The following is a 16,019-nucleotide window of genomic DNA, read 5'->3' as shown; positions in this document are numbered from 1 at the left end:
GCCCGCCCGAGATTAACGCCATCCGGAGCTTTTACTGATGAAAGATTTGCTGAATCTTCTCAAGAGCCAGAACCAAAGCAAGGAATTTGATGCCATCCGTATCGGTCTGGCATCACCTGAAATGATCCGTTCCTGGTCCTTTGGTGAAGTTAAGAAGCCTGAGACTATTAACTACCGTACGTTCAAACCAGAGCGTGACGGTCTTTTCTGCGCCAAGATTTTCGGCCCAATTAAGGACTACGAGTGCCTGTGTGGCAAGTACAAGCGCCTCAAGCATCGCGGTGTTATCTGCGAAAAATGTGGTGTTGAAGTTGCACTGGCAAGCGTTCGTCGTGATCGCATGGGGCATATTGAGCTGGCCAGTCCGGTCGCTCATATATGGTTCCTAAAATCACTGCCGTCCCGTATCGGTCTGATGCTGGATATGACGCTGCGTGATATCGAGCGCGTGCTCTACTTTGAGTCATTCATTGTGATTGACCCGGGTATGACGACGCTCGAGCGCGGCCAGTTGCTGAACGATGAGCAGTACTTCGAAGCTCTGGAAGAGTTTGGCGACGAATTCGATGCCCGCATGGGTGCAGAAGCCGTAAAGGAGCTACTCGAAGGTATCGATCTGCAGGAGCAAGTTGACCTGCTGCGGGAAGAAATCCCTCAGACGAACTCCGAGACCAAGATCAAGAAGTTCAGCAAGCGTCTGAAGATACTTGAGGCCTTCCTGTACTCCGGCAATAAGCCAGGCGACATGGTGATGACCGTGCTGCCGGTTCTGCCGCCGGATCTGCGTCCGCTGGTTCCGCTGGACGGTGGTCGGTTTGCGACATCGGATCTCAACGATCTTTATCGCCGGGTGATCAATCGGAACAACCGTCTTAAGCGTCTGCTTGAGTTGAACGCTCCTGACATCATCGTGCGCAACGAAAAGCGTATGCTGCAGGAAGCGGTAGACGCTCTGCTGGATAACGGTCGTCGCGGCCGTGCCATTACTGGCACCAACAAGCGCCCGCTGAAGTCCTTGGCAGACATGATCAAAGGTAAGCAGGGTCGTTTCCGTCAGAACCTGCTGGGTAAGCGGGTCGACTATTCCGGCCGCTCCGTAATTGTTGTTGGGCCCTATCTGCGCCTGCACCAGTGCGGACTGCCCAAGAAAATGGCGCTTGAGCTGTTCAAGCCGTTCATCTTCTCCAAGCTTGAGCACCGTGGTCTGGCGACGACCATTAAAGCCGCCAAGAAGATGGTTGAGCGTGAAGAAGGTGTTGTTTGGGACATTCTGGATGAAGTGATTCGCCAGCACCCCATCATGCTTAACCGCGCACCGACTCTGCACCGCTTGGGCATTCAGGCGTTCGAGCCGGTACTGATTGAAGGCAAAGCCATTCAGCTGCACCCGCTGGTGTGTGCAGCCTACAACGCCGACTTCGACGGTGACCAGATGGCGGTACACGTACCGCTGACCCTGGAAGCCCAGCTCGAAGCGCGTGCGTTGATGATGTCGACCAACAACATTCTGTCGCCTGCCAACGGTGAGCCGATCATCGTGCCGTCCCAGGACGTTGTACTTGGCCTCTATTACATGACGCGTGAGCGCAAGAACGCGCTCGGTGAGGGCATGATATTTGCCGACGTCAAAGAGGCTCACCGTGCATACGGTGCCGGCCAGGTAGACCTGCAGGCAATCGTTAAGGTGCGCGTGAAGGAAGTTGCCATTCTTGAAAGTGGCGAGCGCACCGAAGAATATAAGATCGTGGACACTACGGTCGGCCGTGCGCTGCTGTTTGATATTGTGCCGGATGGCCTTTCTTATGACCTGGTCAACAAGCCAATGGTCAAGAAAGCAATCTCGAACCTTATCAATACTTGCTATCGTGACGCAGGTCTTAAAGAAACAGTTATCTTTGCAGATCAGCTCATGTATATGGGCTATCACTATGCCACGGTCTCCGGTATCTCGATCGGCTTTAACGACTTTGAGATTCCTCCGGAGAAATACGAGCTGGTGGATGCTGCTACGCAGGAAGTAAAAGATATTGAATCCCAGTACGCGTCGGGCTTGCTAACCCAAGGCGAGAAGTACAACAAGGTTATCGATATATGGTCGCGGGCCAACGACAAGGTCTCCAAGGCCATGATGGAGCGCCTGTCGAAGGAAAAAGTCATCGGTGCCGACGGCAAGCCGGTCAAAGGTGAAGATGGCGAGGATGTGATGCAGGAGTCGTTCAACTCTGTATACATGATGGCCGATTCCGGTGCTCGAGGTTCTGCAGCGCAGATACGTCAGCTGGCTGGGATGCGTGGTTTGATGGCTAAGCCAGATGGCTCAATCATCGAGACGCCGATCACTGCCAACTTCCGTGAAGGTCTGAACGTACTTCAGTACTTTATCTCGACTCACGGTGCCCGTAAGGGTCTGGCTGATACCGCACTGAAAACTGCTAACTCCGGTTACCTGACGCGCCGTCTAGTAGACGTGTCCCAGGATCTTGTTGTTACCGAGGAGGACTGCGGTACCGAAGAAGGTCTGCTGATGACGCCGCATATCGAAGGCGGCGACGTGGTAGTGGCTCTGGGCGCTCGTGTGCTGGGTCGTGTTACGGCCCGGGATGCATTTACTCCCGTAGACAAAGATAATGCCGTGGTTCCTTCTGGCACGCTGCTGGATGAGAAAGCGATTGAGACGCTGGAAGGTGCTGGCGTCGACGAGATTTGGGTGCGCTCAGCGATCACCTGTGAGACTCGTCACGGCATCTGCTCCAAGTGTTATGGTCGCGATCTAGCTCGTGGCCATCGTGTGAACGTTGGTGAAGCAGTGGGTGTCATCGCTGCCCAGTCCATTGGTGAGCCGGGAACCCAGCTTACCATGCGTACGTTCCACATAGGTGGTGCTGCGAGCCGGGCGTCTGCGGTAGATAACATTCAAGTCAAGCACGGTGGCACCGTGCGCCTGCACAACCTGAAGTCGCTTGTGAAGTCGAACGGTTCTCTGGTTGTAATTTCCCGCTCCTCTGCTCTGGCAATCGCCGATGATCAGGGACGTGAGCGCGAATGGTACAAGCTGCCCTATGGTGCGGTGCTTTCTGTGAAGCATGGCGATAATGTTGAAGCGGGCGTAGCGGTCGCCAAGTGGGATCCACACACTCACCCGATCATCGCGGAAGCCGAAGGTACAGCCAAGTTCGTTAATATGGATCAGGGCATTACCGTACGTACCCAGACCGACGAGCTCACTGGCCTGTCGACCATGGAAATCATCGATCCGAAGGAACGTCCGGCGGCGGGTAAGGACATTCGCCCTGCAATCCAGATGATTGACGAATCAGGTAATGACGTCGATCTGCCTGGTGGTGGTGCGGCGATCTTCTTCATGCCGGCAAACGCCCTGGTGACGATGGCTGATGGCGCTCGTATCGAGTTGGGTGATGTGGTTGCCCGTATTCCTCAGGCGAGCTCTAAAACCCGTGACATCACCGGTGGTCTGCCAAGGGTTGCCGATCTGTTCGAAGCGCGTCGACCGAAAGAGTCGTCCATTCTTGCTGAGATCAGTGGCATGATTTCTTTCGGAAAGGAAACCAAGGGCAAGAAGCGCTTGGTCATCACACCGAGAGATGCAGACCCTTATGAGGTTCTGATTCCCAAGCATCGCCAGATGACGGTATTTGAAGGCGAAACCGTTGAAAAGGGCGAGGTGGTTTCCGATGGTCCGTCCAACCCGCACGACATTCTTCGTCTGCTGGGCGTGGTGGCGTTGGCGAAGTACATTACCAACGAAATCCAGGACGTTTACCGCTTGCAGGGCGTAGTGATCAACGACAAGCACATTGAAGTGATTGTGCGTCAGATGCTGCGCAAGGTAGAAATTACCGATCCTGGTGACACCCAGATGATTTCCGGCGATTCTGTTCAAATCAACAGGGTACTGGAAGCCAACGAAGCGGCGGATACTGCCGACAAAGAGCCGGCACGGTTCGAGCGTTTGTTGTTGGGCATTACCAAGGCTTCCTTGGCGACCGAGTCGTTCATCTCAGCGGCTTCGTTCCAGGAAACAACTCGCGTACTCACTGAAGGTGCGGTCACAGGTAAGCGTGACTACTTGCGAGGTCTGAAAGAAAACGTTGTGGTTGGTCGTCTGATTCCTGCGGGAACCGGTTTGGCTTATCACGCCGAGCGTCGACGCAAGCGCGAACTCGAAGCTCAGGGTGTAACTGCGGCTGACGTTGAAGAAGCTCTGAGTGCCGAGCTCAACCGCGGAATTTGAGCTGGACGTGTCATCTCCGTGTAGATACTTACGCGGAGTTGGTTAAAAAGAGATCAGTCATCTTGACTGTCCGGGGGCGTCGGCTTAAACTTGCGTCCCTTAAATTTTACCCCCTTCGTTGGGGGTAAGTTTCATTGATATGGTTTTTTGGAGTTAGCTTACATGGCAACGATTAATCAGTTGGTGCGTAAGCCTCGTAAACGCAAGGTAGCCAAGAGTGATGTTCCTGCTCTTCAGGCTTGTCCTCAGCGCCGTGGTGTATGCACTCGTGTTTACACTACAACGCCGAAGAAGCCGAACTCAGCACTACGTAAAGTATGCCGTGTTCGTCTGACCAACGGCTTCGAGGTTTCCTCATACATTGGTGGTGAAGGTCACAACCTTCAGGAGCACAGTGTTGTGCTTATCCGTGGTGGTCGAGTAAAAGACCTTCCGGGTGTGCGCTATCACACTGTTCGCGGAACACTGGACACCCAAGGTGTACAGAACCGTAGGCAGGGTCGCTCCAAGTACGGTGCAAAACGTCCCAAATCCTGATATCCCAAGAGGGTGTCTTTTATCGTTGCTTGTCTGAACGGTAAGAGTAAGGCCGAGTAGCCATTGGCTATCTCGGGGGTTCCTGAAGACCTTTTAATTACATAAGGGCTTATCGATGCCTAGAAGAAGAGTTGCAGCTAAGCGGGATATTATCCCGGATCCTAAATTCGGTAGTGCGCGTCTTGCCAAGTTCATCAACCACGTGATGGAAAGCGGTAAGAAAGCGGTTGCAGAGCGTATTGTTTACGGTGCTCTGACTATTGTTGCCGGAAAGTCTAAAGAAGAGCCGCTCGACTTGTTCGAGAAGGCCCTGGAGAACATCCAGCCTACGGTCGAGGTTAAGTCCCGTCGCGTTGGTGGTGCTACTTACCAGGTGCCTGTAGAAGTACGGCCTTCCCGTCAGAACGCGCTAGCTATGCGCTGGCTCGTAGATTTTTCACGGAAGCGCGGCGAGAAATCCATGGCGCAGCGACTAGCCGGTGAAATTCTTGATGCCGCTGACAGCAAGGGTGCCGCTGTTAAGAAGCGTGAAGACGTACACCGCATGGCAGAAGCCAACAAGGCGTTCTCTCACTTCCGTTTCTAAACAGTCGAGGTTTATACAGTGGCACGTAAAACTCCCATTAGACGTTACAGAAACATTGGTATCGTTGCACACGTGGATGCGGGCAAAACCACCACGACCGAACGGATTCTTTATTACACTGGTCGTAGCCATAAAATGGGTGAGACCCATGATGGCGCGTCTACCACTGACTGGATGGAGCAGGAGCAGGAGCGTGGTATTACCATTACCTCTGCTGCTGTTACTACCTTCTGGCAGGGTATGGACAAACAGTTCGATGAGCATCGTATCAACGTTATCGATACCCCGGGTCACGTAGACTTCACTATCGAAGTTGAGCGTTCCTTGCGGGTGCTTGACGGCGCTGTGGTTGTGTTTTGCGGTTCCTCCGGCGTTGAGCCGCAGTCTGAAACCGTATGGCGGCAGGCCAATAAGTACGAAGTTCCGCGCATCGTGTTCGTCAACAAGATGGATCGTGCCGGCGCTGATTTTCTGCGTGTAGTTGAGCAGATCAAGACCCGCTTGGGTTCTGCCCCGGTTCCGTTGCAATTACCGATCGGATCTGAAGAGAACTTCAACGGTGTTGTCGATCTTCTTCGCATGAAGGCGATCTACTGGAACGGCGATGACCAGGGTATGACCTACGAGTTGGGTGACATTCCTGAAGACATGGCAGATGAAGTCGCTAAGTATCGCGAGCGCCTGGTAGAAGCTGCGGCCGAAGCCAATGATGAGTACACGATGAAGTATCTCGACGAAGGTGAGCTCACCCTCGAAGAGATCAAGAAGGGCCTGCGCTCGCGCACCATTGCTAATGAGATTGTTCTGGCATGCTGCGGTTCCGCGTTCAAGAATAAGGGCGTTCAGGCAGTTCTAGATGCCGTTATTGAATATTTGCCAGCTCCGGATGAAGTAAAGGCCATTCGTGGTGAAGTGGACGAAGACGGCACGGAAGAGACTCGTCCGGTTGATGATAAGGCTCCGTTCGCGGCGCTGGCGTTCAAGATTGCTACCGATCCGTTTGTAGGAACATTGACGTTCTTCCGCGTTTATTCTGGCACGCTGGAGTCGGGTAACGCAGTTTATAACTCGGTCAAGGGGAAGAAAGAGCGTGTGGGCCGTATGGTTCAGATGCACGCCAACGACCGGGAAGAGATTAAAGAAGTTCTCGCGGGCGACATTGCGGCGGCAATCGGTTTGAAGAACGTCACTACCGGTGACACCTTGTGCGATGAAAACCATAAGATCATCCTTGAGCGTATGGAGTTCCCCGAGCCGGTTATTTCGGTCGCGGTTGAGCCCAAATCCAAGGCGGATCAGGAAAAGATGGGTGTTGCGCTGGGCAAACTCGCTCAGGAAGATCCGTCATTCCGTGTTCGCTCCGACGAGGAAACCGGCCAGACGATCATTTCTGGTATGGGCGAGCTGCACTTGGATATCCTGGTCGATCGTATGCGCCGGGAATTCAAGGTTGAGGCAAACATCGGTAAGCCTCAGGTTGCATACCGCGAATGTATTCGTAAGTCGGTAGACGTCGAAGGCAAATTTGTTCGTCAGTCGGGTGGCCGTGGGCAGTATGGTCACGTTAAAGTCAGGATTGATCCGTTGCCGCTGGACGAAGAAGATGGTGAAAACTTTATCTTCGTGAACGAAATCGTTGGTGGCGCTGTTCCTAAGGAATACATTCCGGCGGTTCAGCAAGGTATTTCGGAGCAGATGCAGAACGGCTGTCTGGCCGGCTATCCGCTGCTGGGCATCAAGGCAACCTTGTACGACGGTTCCTTCCACGATGTGGACTCCAACGAGATGGCGTTCAAAATCGCGGGTTCCATGGCGATGAAGCAAGGCGCACTGGAAGCGAGCCCGGCTCTGCTTGAGCCGATGATGAAAGTCGAGGTTGTAACACCTGAAGAATATATGGGTGACGTGGTAGGTGATTTGAACCGACGTCGTGGCCTAATTCAGGGTATGGAAGACGGCCCAAGCGGCAAGACTGTGCGCGCGGAAGTTCCGTTATCTGAAATGTTTGGTTACGCGACGGACGTACGCTCTGCGACCCAGGGTCGCGCGTCTTACTCGATGGAGTTTTCGCGGTACGCGGAAGCGCCAAACAACATTGCCGAAGCAATCATTAAAAAGGGTTGACACCCAGGACTTAAGTAACAGGAAGAGGTGTAACTGTGTCTAAATCTAAATTTGAACGTTTAAAGCCGCACCTTAACGTGGGCACCATTGGTCACGTTGACCATGGTAAGACGACTCTGACCGCTGCTTTGACTCGTGTATGTCACGAAGTTTGGGGTACTGGTTCTGCGAGTGCATTCGATTCGATCGATAACGCACCGGAAGAGCGTGCGCGTGGTATTACCATCGCGACCTCCCACGTTGAGTATGATTCTCCAGCTCGTCACTACGCACACGTAGACTGCCCGGGCCACGCTGACTATGTTAAAAACATGATCACGGGTGCGGCACAGATGGATGGTGCTATTCTGGTTTGCTCCGCTGCTGACGGCCCCATGCCGCAGACTCGTGAGCACATCCTGCTGTCGCGTCAGGTTGGCGTTCCTTACATCGTTGTGTTCCTGAACAAAGCGGACATGGTAGACGATGAGGAGCTCCTAGAGCTGGTAGAGATGGAAGTTCGCGAGCTATTGGCCGCATACGACTTCCCGGGTGACGACACTCCGATCATCACCGGTTCAGCCCTAATGGCGCTGCAAGGTAAAGACGACAACGAAATGGGTACTACCGCTGTTAAGAAGCTGGTAGAAGCCCTGGATTCGTACATCCCTGAGCCAGAGCGTGCGATCAATCTTCCGTTCCTGCTGCCGATTGAAGATGTGTTCTCTATTTCCGGTCGTGGTACGGTTGTGACCGGTCGTGTAGAGCGCGGCATCGTCAAGGTGGGTGGGGAAGTTGAGATTGTTGGTCTCAAGGATACCGTCAAGACAGTCTGCACCGGCGTTGAGATGTTCCGTAAGCTGCTCGACGAAGGTCGTGCGGGTGAGAACGTAGGTGTACTGCTGCGCGGCACTAAGCGTGACGACGTTGAGCGTGGTCAGGTTCTGTGTAAGCCAGGCAGCATCAAGCCGCACACCAAGTTTGAGTGTGAAGTGTACGTACTGGGCAAGGATGAGGGTGGTCGTCATACCCCGTTCTTCAAGGGTTATCGCCCGCAGTTCTACTTCCGTACAACCGACGTAACTGGTTCCTGTGAACTGCCGGAAGGCGTGGAAATGGTTATGCCTGGTGATAACGTGAAGATGGAAGTGACGTTGATTGCTCCGATCGCCATGGAAGATGGCCTGCGCTTCGCGATTCGCGAAGGCGGTCGTACCGTTGGTGCCGGCGTAGTCGCAAAGATCCTCGAGTAATTTTCTCGTTGCATCAGGAAGAGGGGCTGGCTTGGTCAGCCCCCTCTTCCGTTTCAGTCGCAACCGCTTCTCCCGATCCAGTCAGGAACTATGTTTGTTGACAGGGTTGGGTATTATGCATACAATGCGGCTCCTTTTTTTGAAGGCCGGCTAACTAGTTAGTAGCTGCTACGAGTGGAGTTTGGTGCATCATGCAAAGCCAAAAGATTCGAATCAGGTTGAAGGCGTTTGATTATCGTCTTATCGACCAGTCGACGCAGGAGATTGTCGATACCGCTAAGCGGACCGGCGCTCAAGTGCGTGGACCTATCCCTCTGCCGACGCGGAAGGAAAAGTTCACAATCCTGGTTTCTCCGCACGTCAATAAAGACGCGCGCGACCAGTATGAGATTCGTACACATAAGCGTTTGCTCGACATAGTTGAGCCGACGGAAAAGACAGTAGATGCTTTGATGAAACTAGACCTGGCAGCAGGTGTAGACGTTCAGATTAGCCTCGGTTAATACCACCCGGTATTAATCTGTGTAACTGTCATAAGGCCATAGAGGGTGAGAGCCCCGTACACTATAGAGGTGAAACATGGCAATTGGTGTTGTCGGCCGTAAGGCTGGTATGACCCGTATTTTTACGGAAGATGGGCAGGCGCTGCCTGTCACAGTAATTGAGGTTGAGCCCAACCGCATTACTCAGCTCAAGACTCTTGAGAGTGATGGCTATCGTGCCGTTCAGGTAACTGTGGGCGCGCGCCGCGCTTCCCGCGTTACCAAAGGCGAGGCAGGTCATTTCGCTAAGGCTGGCGTAGAAGCTGGCCGTGGAGTCTGGGAATTTCGTTTGGCTGACGGCGAAGGTGAAGACCTGGCCGCGGGTGGCGAGATTGCTGCGACCGTTTTTGAAGATGGTCAGGCTGTTGATGCCACAGGTCAATCCAAGGGTAAGGGGTTCCAAGGCGGCGTAAAGCGCTGGAACTTCGCCATGCAAGACGCAACGCATGGTAACTCCCTATCGCATCGTGCTCCGGGTTCTATCGGTCAGAACCAGACTCCGGGCAAGGTATTCAAGGGCAAAAAGATGGCGGGCCAGATGGGTAATGCACAAGTAACCGTGCAGAACCTGAAAGTTGTCCGTGTCGACGCCGAGCGCAACCTCCTGCTGATTAGTGGTGCCGTACCTGGCGCGACTGGCGGTGATGTTGTCATCAAACCTGCGCTTAAAGCCTGAGGAGCGGTTCGATGGAATTGACTATTACAGGTAGTGGCAAGGGAATCTCTGTTTCCGATGCTACATTTGCCAAAGATTTTAACGAGTCGCTGGTTCACCAAGTGGTTACTGCATACATGGCAGCTGGCCGTCAGGGTACCAAGGCTCAGAAGTCCCGTTCAGAGGTCAGTGGTGGTGGTAAGAAGCCTTGGCGTCAGAAGGGTACAGGTCGCGCACGCGCCGGCACCATCCGTAGCCCGATTTGGCGCGCCGGTGGTGTAACTTTTGCTGCAAAACCTCGTGGGTTTGAGCAAAAAGTTAACCGTAAGATGTACCGTGCGGCGATGTGCTCCATCCTCTCTGAGCTGGTTCGCCAGGATCGCTTGGTTTTGGTTGACGATTTCGCAATCGATACGCCAAAGACCAAAGCCTTTGCTTCCAAGCTGGCAGATCTGGGTGTTTCCAATGCCCTGATTCTGACAGAAAGTGTTGAGCAGAACTTGCATCTGGCTTCTCGCAACGTTCCTCACGTCGATGTGCGTGATGTTGCAGGCTTGGATCCGGTTAGCCTGGTTGCCTTTGAGAAGGTCGTGGTAACTGTTCCCGCTCTGAAGAAGATCGAGGAGATGCTGGGATGAATCAGGAACGTATTTATAAGGTCCTTCTTGGGCCTCACGTATCGGAGAAGGCCTCTCTGGTAGCCGAGCATGGTCAGGTAGTGTTCCGGGTAGCCCCGGATGCGACTAAGTCGGAGATCGGAAAGGCTGTTGAACAGTTGTTCAACGTCACCGTAGAAGGTGTTCAGGTTCTGAATCGTAAGGGCAAGCTCAAACGTACCGCCCGCGGGTTCGGCAAGCGTAATGACATTCGTAAGGCTTACGTAAAGCTGGCTGAAGGTCAGGACATCGATTTTCTGGATGTGGAATAAGGTAAAGGGGTCGTAATATGCCGATCGTCAAAACCAAACCAACATCTGCCGGACGCCGTCATGTTGTAAAGCTTTACAACCCGGATTTGCACAAAGGGCGCCCTTACGAACCGTTGGTCGAATCTCAAAGCAAGTCGGGTGGCCGTAACAATGCTGGCCGCATTACTACCCGTCATGTTGGTGGTGGCCATAAGCAGCACTACCGTATTATTGACTTTAAGCGGATTAAGGATGGTATTCCAGCGACAATTGAGCGCATTGAATACGATCCTAACCGCTCTGCGCACATCGCGCTGATTAAGTACGCCGATGGCGAGCGCCGTTACATTATCGCTCCTAAAGGCATGCAGATTGGCGAGCCTGTGCGCTCAGGAATCGACGCACCTATTAAGGTGGGAAGCACATTGCCGCTGCGGAATATCCCAGTAGGTTCTGTGGTTCATTGCGTTGAGCTCAAGCCTGGCAAAGGTGCACAGCTGGCTCGCTCTGCGGGCGCATCCGTACAGCTGGTTGCTCGGGAAGGCGCGTATGCGACTATCCGCCTGCGTTCAGGTGAAATGCGTAAGGTGCTTGTAGATTGCCGTGCCACGTTGGGTGAAGTATCCAACAGTGAACACAGTCTCAAGCGGCTTGGCAAAGCGGGTGCATCACGTTGGCGTGGTAAGCGTCCAACAGTGCGTGGTGTTGCTATGAACCCAGTTGACCACCCACATGGTGGTGGTGAAGGGCGTACCTCTGGCGGGCGTCACCCGGTTACTCCGTGGGGTGTTCCGACCAAAGGGCATAAGACTCGTAAGAACAAACGTACTGATAAAATGATAGTACGTCGTCGTTCAGCCAAGTAAACGACTACATAGAGGTAAATGCTGTGCCACGTTCTTTAAAGAAAGGTCCTTTTATAGACCTGCATCTGTTGAAGAAGGTCGAAGCAGCTCTGGAAGTAAACGATAAGCGGCCGATCAAAACCTGGTCGCGTCGTTCAACGATCTTTCCAGAGTTCGTAGGTTTGACCATTGCAGTCCACAACGGCAGGCAGCACGTGCCGGTTTATGTTACCGAAGACATGGTCGGGCATAAACTGGGTGAGTTCGCGGCAACGCGTACTTATCGCGGCCATTCGGCCGACAAGAAAGCTAAACGCTGATTGTGAGGGGAATAGAAATGGAAGTAGCAGCCAAGTATAAGGGCGCTCGCCTCTCAGCTCAGAAAGCTCGTCTTGTCGCCGACCAAGTCCGCGGCAAGGCTGTTGAGGAGGCGTTGAACATTCTGACTTTTAGCCCAAAGAAGGCGGCGGGGATTTTCAAGAAAGCTCTTGAGTCTGCCATCGCTAACGCTGAGCATAACGAAGGTCTGGACGTTGACGAACTGCGGGTTTCCACTGTTATGGTGGATGAAGGCCCGACGCTCAAGCGGATCAAGGCTCGAGCCAAGGGGCGCGCTGATAGAATCATGAAGCGCACCTGCCATATCACCGTCAAGGTCGCCGACAAGTAGGAGATGCTCAGATGGGTCATAAAGTAAATCCGATCGGCTTTCGCCTGGGTGTGATCAAAGAGCACAACTCAGTATGGTATGCCGATAAAAAGGAATACGCGAAAAACCTGTTGAACGATATTCAGGTTCGCGAATTCTTGGACAAGCGTCTTGTAAAAGCGTCTGTCAGCAAGATTGTGATCGAGCGCCCTGCTCAGAACGCCCGTATCACGATTCATACTGCCCGCCCCGGTATAGTTATCGGTAAGAAGGGTGAAGATGTTGATCGTCTGCGTCGGGAAGTCGGCGTAATGATGGGCGTGCCCGTCCACATCAACATTGAAGAAGTCCGCAAGCCGGATTTGGATGCCCGCTTGGTAGCGCAAAACGTTGCCGGCCAGTTGGAGCGTCGTGTGATGTTTCGTCGCGCTATGAAGCGCGCGGTTCAGAACGCAATGCGCCAGGGAGCCAAAGGCATCAAGATTCAGGTTGGCGGTCGTCTCGGGGGAGCTGAAATTGCCCGTTCCGAGTGGTATCGCGAAGGTCGTGTTCCGCTGCACACATTGCGTGCAGATATTGATTACGCAACCTACGAAGCGCACACCACTTACGGCGTAATCGGCGTCAAGGTATGGATCTTCAAAGGTGAGATTCTTGGTGGTATGGAACAGGTCCGTGCTGACAAGAAAGCCTCTGGGAAAAAAGGTTCTAAGTAAAGGGGCACTCTTATGCTGCAACCAAAACGCACCAAATTTCGCAAGGTAATGAAAGGCCGTAACACCGGCCTTGCTCACCGCGCTAACAAGGTGAGCTTCGGTGAATACGGATTGAAGGCAACCACTCGCGGGCGTGTAACTGCGCGCCAGATTGAAGCCGCACGTCGTACCATGACTCGTAAGATTAAACGGGGTGGTAAGATCTGGATTCGAGTCTTCCCGGACAAGCCGATCACTGGCAAGCCCCTGGAAGTTCGTATGGGTAAAGGTAAAGGTTCTGTCGAGTATTGGGTGGCTGAAGTTCAGCCAGGCCGCATGCTCTACGAGATGGAAGGCGTGACTGAAGATATTGCGCGCGAAGCTTTCACTCTGGCTGCTGCCAAATTGCCGGTACAGACCACCTTTGTAACGAGGACGGTGATGTGATGAAAGCAACAGAGCTGCGTGCAAAATCAGCCGAGGAGCTGAAGCAAGATCTGATCGGCCTCCTGAAGGAGCAGTTCAACCTGCGCATGCGTAAAGCGACAGGTCAGCTGAATCAGTCTCATCTCCTCCCAGGGGTGAAGCGTGATATTGCTCGCGTGAAAACAGTATTGAACGAAAAGGCAGGACAGTGACATGACCGAAGCTACCCAAACTGCCAGAACTCTGAGCGGCAAGGTCGTGAGCAACAAGATGGAGAAATCCATCGTGGTATTGGTCGAGCGTCAGGTAAAGCACCCTCTGTACGGCAAGTACATGAAGCGTTCAACCAAGATCCATGCTCACGATGAGAGCAACCAGTGCAACATTGGTGACACTGTTACCATTCAGGAAACCCGCCCGGTCTCTAAGACCAAAAGCTGGGCCCTAGTGGAAGTCACTGAACATGCATCCAAGGTGTAATACGCCCGGAGAAAAACCATGATTCAGACTCAAACAATGCTTAAAGTCGCAGATAACAGCGGTGCGCGTCGGGTGATGTGCATCAAGGTTCTGGGCGGTTCACACAGGCGGTATGCTAGCGTAGGGGACGTCATCAAGGTAACCGTTAAGGAAGCCATCCCTCGCGGCAAAGTGAAAAAAGGCCAGGTACTCAAGGCTGTCGTCGTGCGCACCCGTAAGGGTGTTCGCCGTCCTGACGGATCGCTGATCCGCTTTGACGGTAACGCGGCGGTACTTCTGAACAACCAGGACGCACCGATTGGTACCCGTATCTTCGGACCGGTTACCCGTGAGCTGCGTAATGAAAAGTTCATGAAAATTATCTCACTGGCACCCGAAGTACTTTAAAGGACCAGAGGCCGGTTATGAAAAAGATCAAACGAGATGACGAAGTAGTCGTCACTACGGGGAAAGACAAAGGCAAACGTGGTAAAGTTCTGAAGGTTCAGGACGACGGCCGCGTGATTGTTTCTGGCATCAACATGATGAAGAAGCACACTAAGCCGAACCCGATGCTGGGCTCCCCAGGTGGCATCGTCGAGAAAGAAGCACCTATCCAGGCTTCCAACGTAGCTATTTTTAATCCGCAGACCGGCAAAGCCGATCGTGTTGGCTTCCAGATTAAGGAAGACGGGGCGAAATCGCGGATCTTCAAAGCTACGAAAGAAGCTGTCGATAACCAGTAAGCGGTGGTGGTTGCGATGCTTAACATGAAAGAGCAGTACAGTAAGGATGTGGTACCAGCCCTGTGGAAAGAGTTCAGCTACAAGAACATAATGCAGGTGCCGCGTATCGAAAAGATTACCCTGAACATGGGTGTCGGTGAAGCGGTCGGTGACAAGAAGCTGATTGAGAATGCTGTGGCAGATCTAGAGCGCCTAGCAGGACAAAAAGTGGTTGTTACATTGGCGCGTAAATCTGTAGCGGGCTTTAAAATCCGTGAAGGTTGGCCGATTGGTTGTAAGGTTACCCTGCGCGGCGAGCGCATGTGGGATTTCTTTGATCGGCTGATTCACATTGCGGTTCCCCGCATTCGTGACTTCCGTGGCCTGAATCCCAAGTCCTTTGATGGGCGCGGTAACTACAGCATGGGTGTGCGTGAGCAGATTATTTTTCCTGAGATCGAGTACGATAAGGTCGACAAGATCCGTGGTCTGGATGTCACCATTACCACCAGTGCCGGTACCGACGATGAAGGTCGCGAGCTTTTGAAAGCTTTTGGTTTTCCGTTCAAGAAATAAAGGAACGAGAGTAATGGCTAAGGTTTCCATGAAAAACCGTGAACTCAAGCGCGAGCAAACCGTTGCAAAATTTGCAGCGAAGCGTGCTGAGCTCAAGGCGATTATCAAGAACCCGAATACCAGCGATGATGACCGTTGGAGCGCACAGATGAAGCTACAACAGCTTCCTCGCGATGCGTCTCCTTCGCGTCTTCGTAATCGTTGCCAGGTGACTGGTCGTCCCCATGGCGTTCTTCGCAAGTTCGAGCTTTCACGGATTAAACTCCGTGAATACGGCATGCGTGGCGACGTTCCGGGCCTGACTAAAGCAAGCTGGTAAAGATGGGTGGCCTGACTTAGGTCAGGTGCCTGTTGGTAAGCGGTGCGGCAAGCCGCTGCACAACTAAAAAGATCAGGAGCCTCATACCAATGAGTATGCAAGATACGCTTGCGGATATGGTAACCCGTATTCGCAACGCCCAGATGGCATCAAAGACAGACGTTACGATGCCGTCTTCAAAGATGAAGATCTCCGTGGCCCAAGTCCTGAAGGACGAAGGTTACGTTGGCGATTTTTCCGTTTCAGCCGAGGTAAAACCCGAGCTGACGATCAACCTCAAGTACTTTGGCGGCAAGCCGGTTATTGAGAAGATCAAGCGGGTTAGCCGTCCAAGTCTGCGCCAGTATAAGGGCACCGGGGAACTGCCGAAAGTATCCGGTGGTTTAGGAGTCGCGATTGTCTCTACGTCTAAGGGCGTAATGACAGACCGCGCCGCACGAGCTGCCGGCGTGGGTGGCGAAGTCATCTGCACCGTATTCTAGGAGAATCA

Annotated in this window: 21 protein-coding genes; all 21 read left to right on the top strand. The window is 53.2% G+C overall.

The window, feature by feature from the left end:
- Window positions 1-37: 37 nt before the first annotated feature.
- The gene (gene rpoC, locus CPH80_RS12050) at window positions 38-4,252 is read left to right on the top strand and encodes a DNA-directed RNA polymerase subunit beta' (protein ID WP_096278102.1); all 4,215 of its coding nucleotides are present in this window, start codon (window positions 38-40) and stop codon (window positions 4,250-4,252) included.
- A 162-nt stretch (window positions 4,253-4,414) separates the two neighbouring features.
- Window positions 4,415-4,789, top strand: coding sequence for a 30S ribosomal protein S12 (gene rpsL, locus CPH80_RS12045; protein WP_096278100.1), 375 nt, complete (start codon window positions 4,415-4,417; stop codon window positions 4,787-4,789).
- 115 nt (window positions 4,790-4,904) lie between these two features.
- The gene (rpsG, locus tag CPH80_RS12040) at window positions 4,905-5,375 is read left to right on the top strand and encodes a 30S ribosomal protein S7 (RefSeq protein ID WP_096278098.1); all 471 of its coding nucleotides are present in this window, start codon (window positions 4,905-4,907) and stop codon (window positions 5,373-5,375) included.
- Between the two features lie 18 nt (window positions 5,376-5,393).
- Window positions 5,394-7,499 (top strand): elongation factor G, encoded by a 2,106-nt coding sequence (gene fusA, locus CPH80_RS12035; RefSeq protein WP_096278097.1) that lies wholly within the window; start codon window positions 5,394-5,396, stop codon window positions 7,497-7,499.
- Between the two features lie 35 nt (window positions 7,500-7,534).
- Window positions 7,535-8,731, top strand: coding sequence for an elongation factor Tu (gene tuf / locus CPH80_RS12030; protein ID WP_096278095.1), 1,197 nt, complete (start codon window positions 7,535-7,537; stop codon window positions 8,729-8,731).
- A gap of 191 nt (window positions 8,732-8,922) precedes the next feature.
- Window positions 8,923-9,234, top strand: a complete 312-nt coding sequence (rpsJ, locus tag CPH80_RS12025; protein ID WP_007350503.1) for a 30S ribosomal protein S10 — start codon at window positions 8,923-8,925, stop codon at window positions 9,232-9,234.
- Between the two features lie 76 nt (window positions 9,235-9,310).
- Complete coding sequence (gene rplC, locus CPH80_RS12020) at window positions 9,311-9,949, top strand: 50S ribosomal protein L3 (RefSeq protein ID WP_096278093.1); 639 nt, start codon at window positions 9,311-9,313, stop codon at window positions 9,947-9,949.
- 11 nt (window positions 9,950-9,960) lie between these two features.
- Complete coding sequence (gene rplD / locus CPH80_RS12015) at window positions 9,961-10,566, top strand: 50S ribosomal protein L4 (RefSeq protein ID WP_096278091.1); 606 nt, start codon at window positions 9,961-9,963, stop codon at window positions 10,564-10,566.
- Window positions 10,563-10,856 carry a 50S ribosomal protein L23 gene (gene rplW / locus CPH80_RS12010; protein WP_096278089.1) on the top strand — a complete coding sequence of 98 codons (294 nt, stop codon included), beginning with the start codon at window positions 10,563-10,565 and terminating at the stop codon, window positions 10,854-10,856. The genes rplD and rplW overlap by 4 nt, the downstream gene beginning before the upstream one ends.
- A gap of 17 nt (window positions 10,857-10,873) precedes the next feature.
- Window positions 10,874-11,701 carry a 50S ribosomal protein L2 gene (gene rplB / locus CPH80_RS12005; protein ID WP_096278087.1) on the top strand — a complete coding sequence of 276 codons (828 nt, stop codon included), beginning with the start codon at window positions 10,874-10,876 and terminating at the stop codon, window positions 11,699-11,701.
- A gap of 23 nt (window positions 11,702-11,724) precedes the next feature.
- Window positions 11,725-12,000 (top strand): 30S ribosomal protein S19, encoded by a 276-nt coding sequence (gene rpsS, locus CPH80_RS12000; RefSeq protein WP_096278085.1) that lies wholly within the window; start codon window positions 11,725-11,727, stop codon window positions 11,998-12,000.
- 17 nt (window positions 12,001-12,017) lie between these two features.
- Window positions 12,018-12,350 carry a 50S ribosomal protein L22 gene (gene rplV, locus CPH80_RS11995; protein ID WP_096278083.1) on the top strand — a complete coding sequence of 111 codons (333 nt, stop codon included), beginning with the start codon at window positions 12,018-12,020 and terminating at the stop codon, window positions 12,348-12,350.
- 11 nt (window positions 12,351-12,361) lie between these two features.
- Window positions 12,362-13,045: a 30S ribosomal protein S3 gene (rpsC, locus tag CPH80_RS11990; RefSeq protein WP_096278082.1), complete on the top strand. Its 684-nt coding sequence runs from the start codon at window positions 12,362-12,364 to the stop codon at window positions 13,043-13,045.
- Window positions 13,046-13,057: 12 nt separating this feature from the next.
- Window positions 13,058-13,471: a 50S ribosomal protein L16 gene (gene rplP, locus CPH80_RS11985; RefSeq protein ID WP_096278080.1), complete on the top strand. Its 414-nt coding sequence runs from the start codon at window positions 13,058-13,060 to the stop codon at window positions 13,469-13,471.
- Window positions 13,471-13,662 (top strand): 50S ribosomal protein L29, encoded by a 192-nt coding sequence (gene rpmC / locus CPH80_RS11980; protein WP_071267346.1) that lies wholly within the window; start codon window positions 13,471-13,473, stop codon window positions 13,660-13,662. Before rplP ends, rpmC begins: the two co-directional genes overlap by 1 nt.
- A 1-nt stretch (window position 13,663) precedes the next feature.
- Window positions 13,664-13,930 carry a 30S ribosomal protein S17 gene (gene rpsQ / locus CPH80_RS11975; protein ID WP_071267344.1) on the top strand — a complete coding sequence of 89 codons (267 nt, stop codon included), beginning with the start codon at window positions 13,664-13,666 and terminating at the stop codon, window positions 13,928-13,930.
- Between the two features lie 18 nt (window positions 13,931-13,948).
- Window positions 13,949-14,317 carry a 50S ribosomal protein L14 gene (gene rplN, locus CPH80_RS11970; protein WP_096278078.1) on the top strand — a complete coding sequence of 123 codons (369 nt, stop codon included), beginning with the start codon at window positions 13,949-13,951 and terminating at the stop codon, window positions 14,315-14,317.
- A gap of 17 nt (window positions 14,318-14,334) precedes the next feature.
- On the top strand, window positions 14,335-14,655 hold the full coding sequence (gene rplX, locus CPH80_RS11965; protein WP_096278077.1) for a 50S ribosomal protein L24: 321 nt from the start codon (window positions 14,335-14,337) through the stop codon (window positions 14,653-14,655).
- 15 nt (window positions 14,656-14,670) lie between these two features.
- Entirely contained in the window at window positions 14,671-15,210 is a 540-nt protein-coding gene (gene rplE, locus CPH80_RS11960) for a 50S ribosomal protein L5 (RefSeq protein WP_096278075.1), read from the top strand.
- Window positions 15,211-15,223: 13 nt separating this feature from the next.
- Complete coding sequence (gene rpsN, locus CPH80_RS11955) at window positions 15,224-15,529, top strand: 30S ribosomal protein S14 (protein ID WP_096278073.1); 306 nt, start codon at window positions 15,224-15,226, stop codon at window positions 15,527-15,529.
- Between the two features lie 89 nt (window positions 15,530-15,618).
- Window positions 15,619-16,011, top strand: a complete 393-nt coding sequence (rpsH, locus tag CPH80_RS11950; RefSeq protein ID WP_096278071.1) for a 30S ribosomal protein S8 — start codon at window positions 15,619-15,621, stop codon at window positions 16,009-16,011.
- Window positions 16,012-16,019: the final 8 nt, after the last annotated feature.

The organism is Marinobacter sp. LV10R510-11A (genome assembly GCF_900215155.1).
Taxonomy (GTDB): Bacteria; Pseudomonadota; Gammaproteobacteria; order Pseudomonadales; family Oleiphilaceae; genus Marinobacter.
Note: the sequence above shows the minus strand (reverse complement) of the source record. Positions and strands in the feature narration are given on the sequence as shown.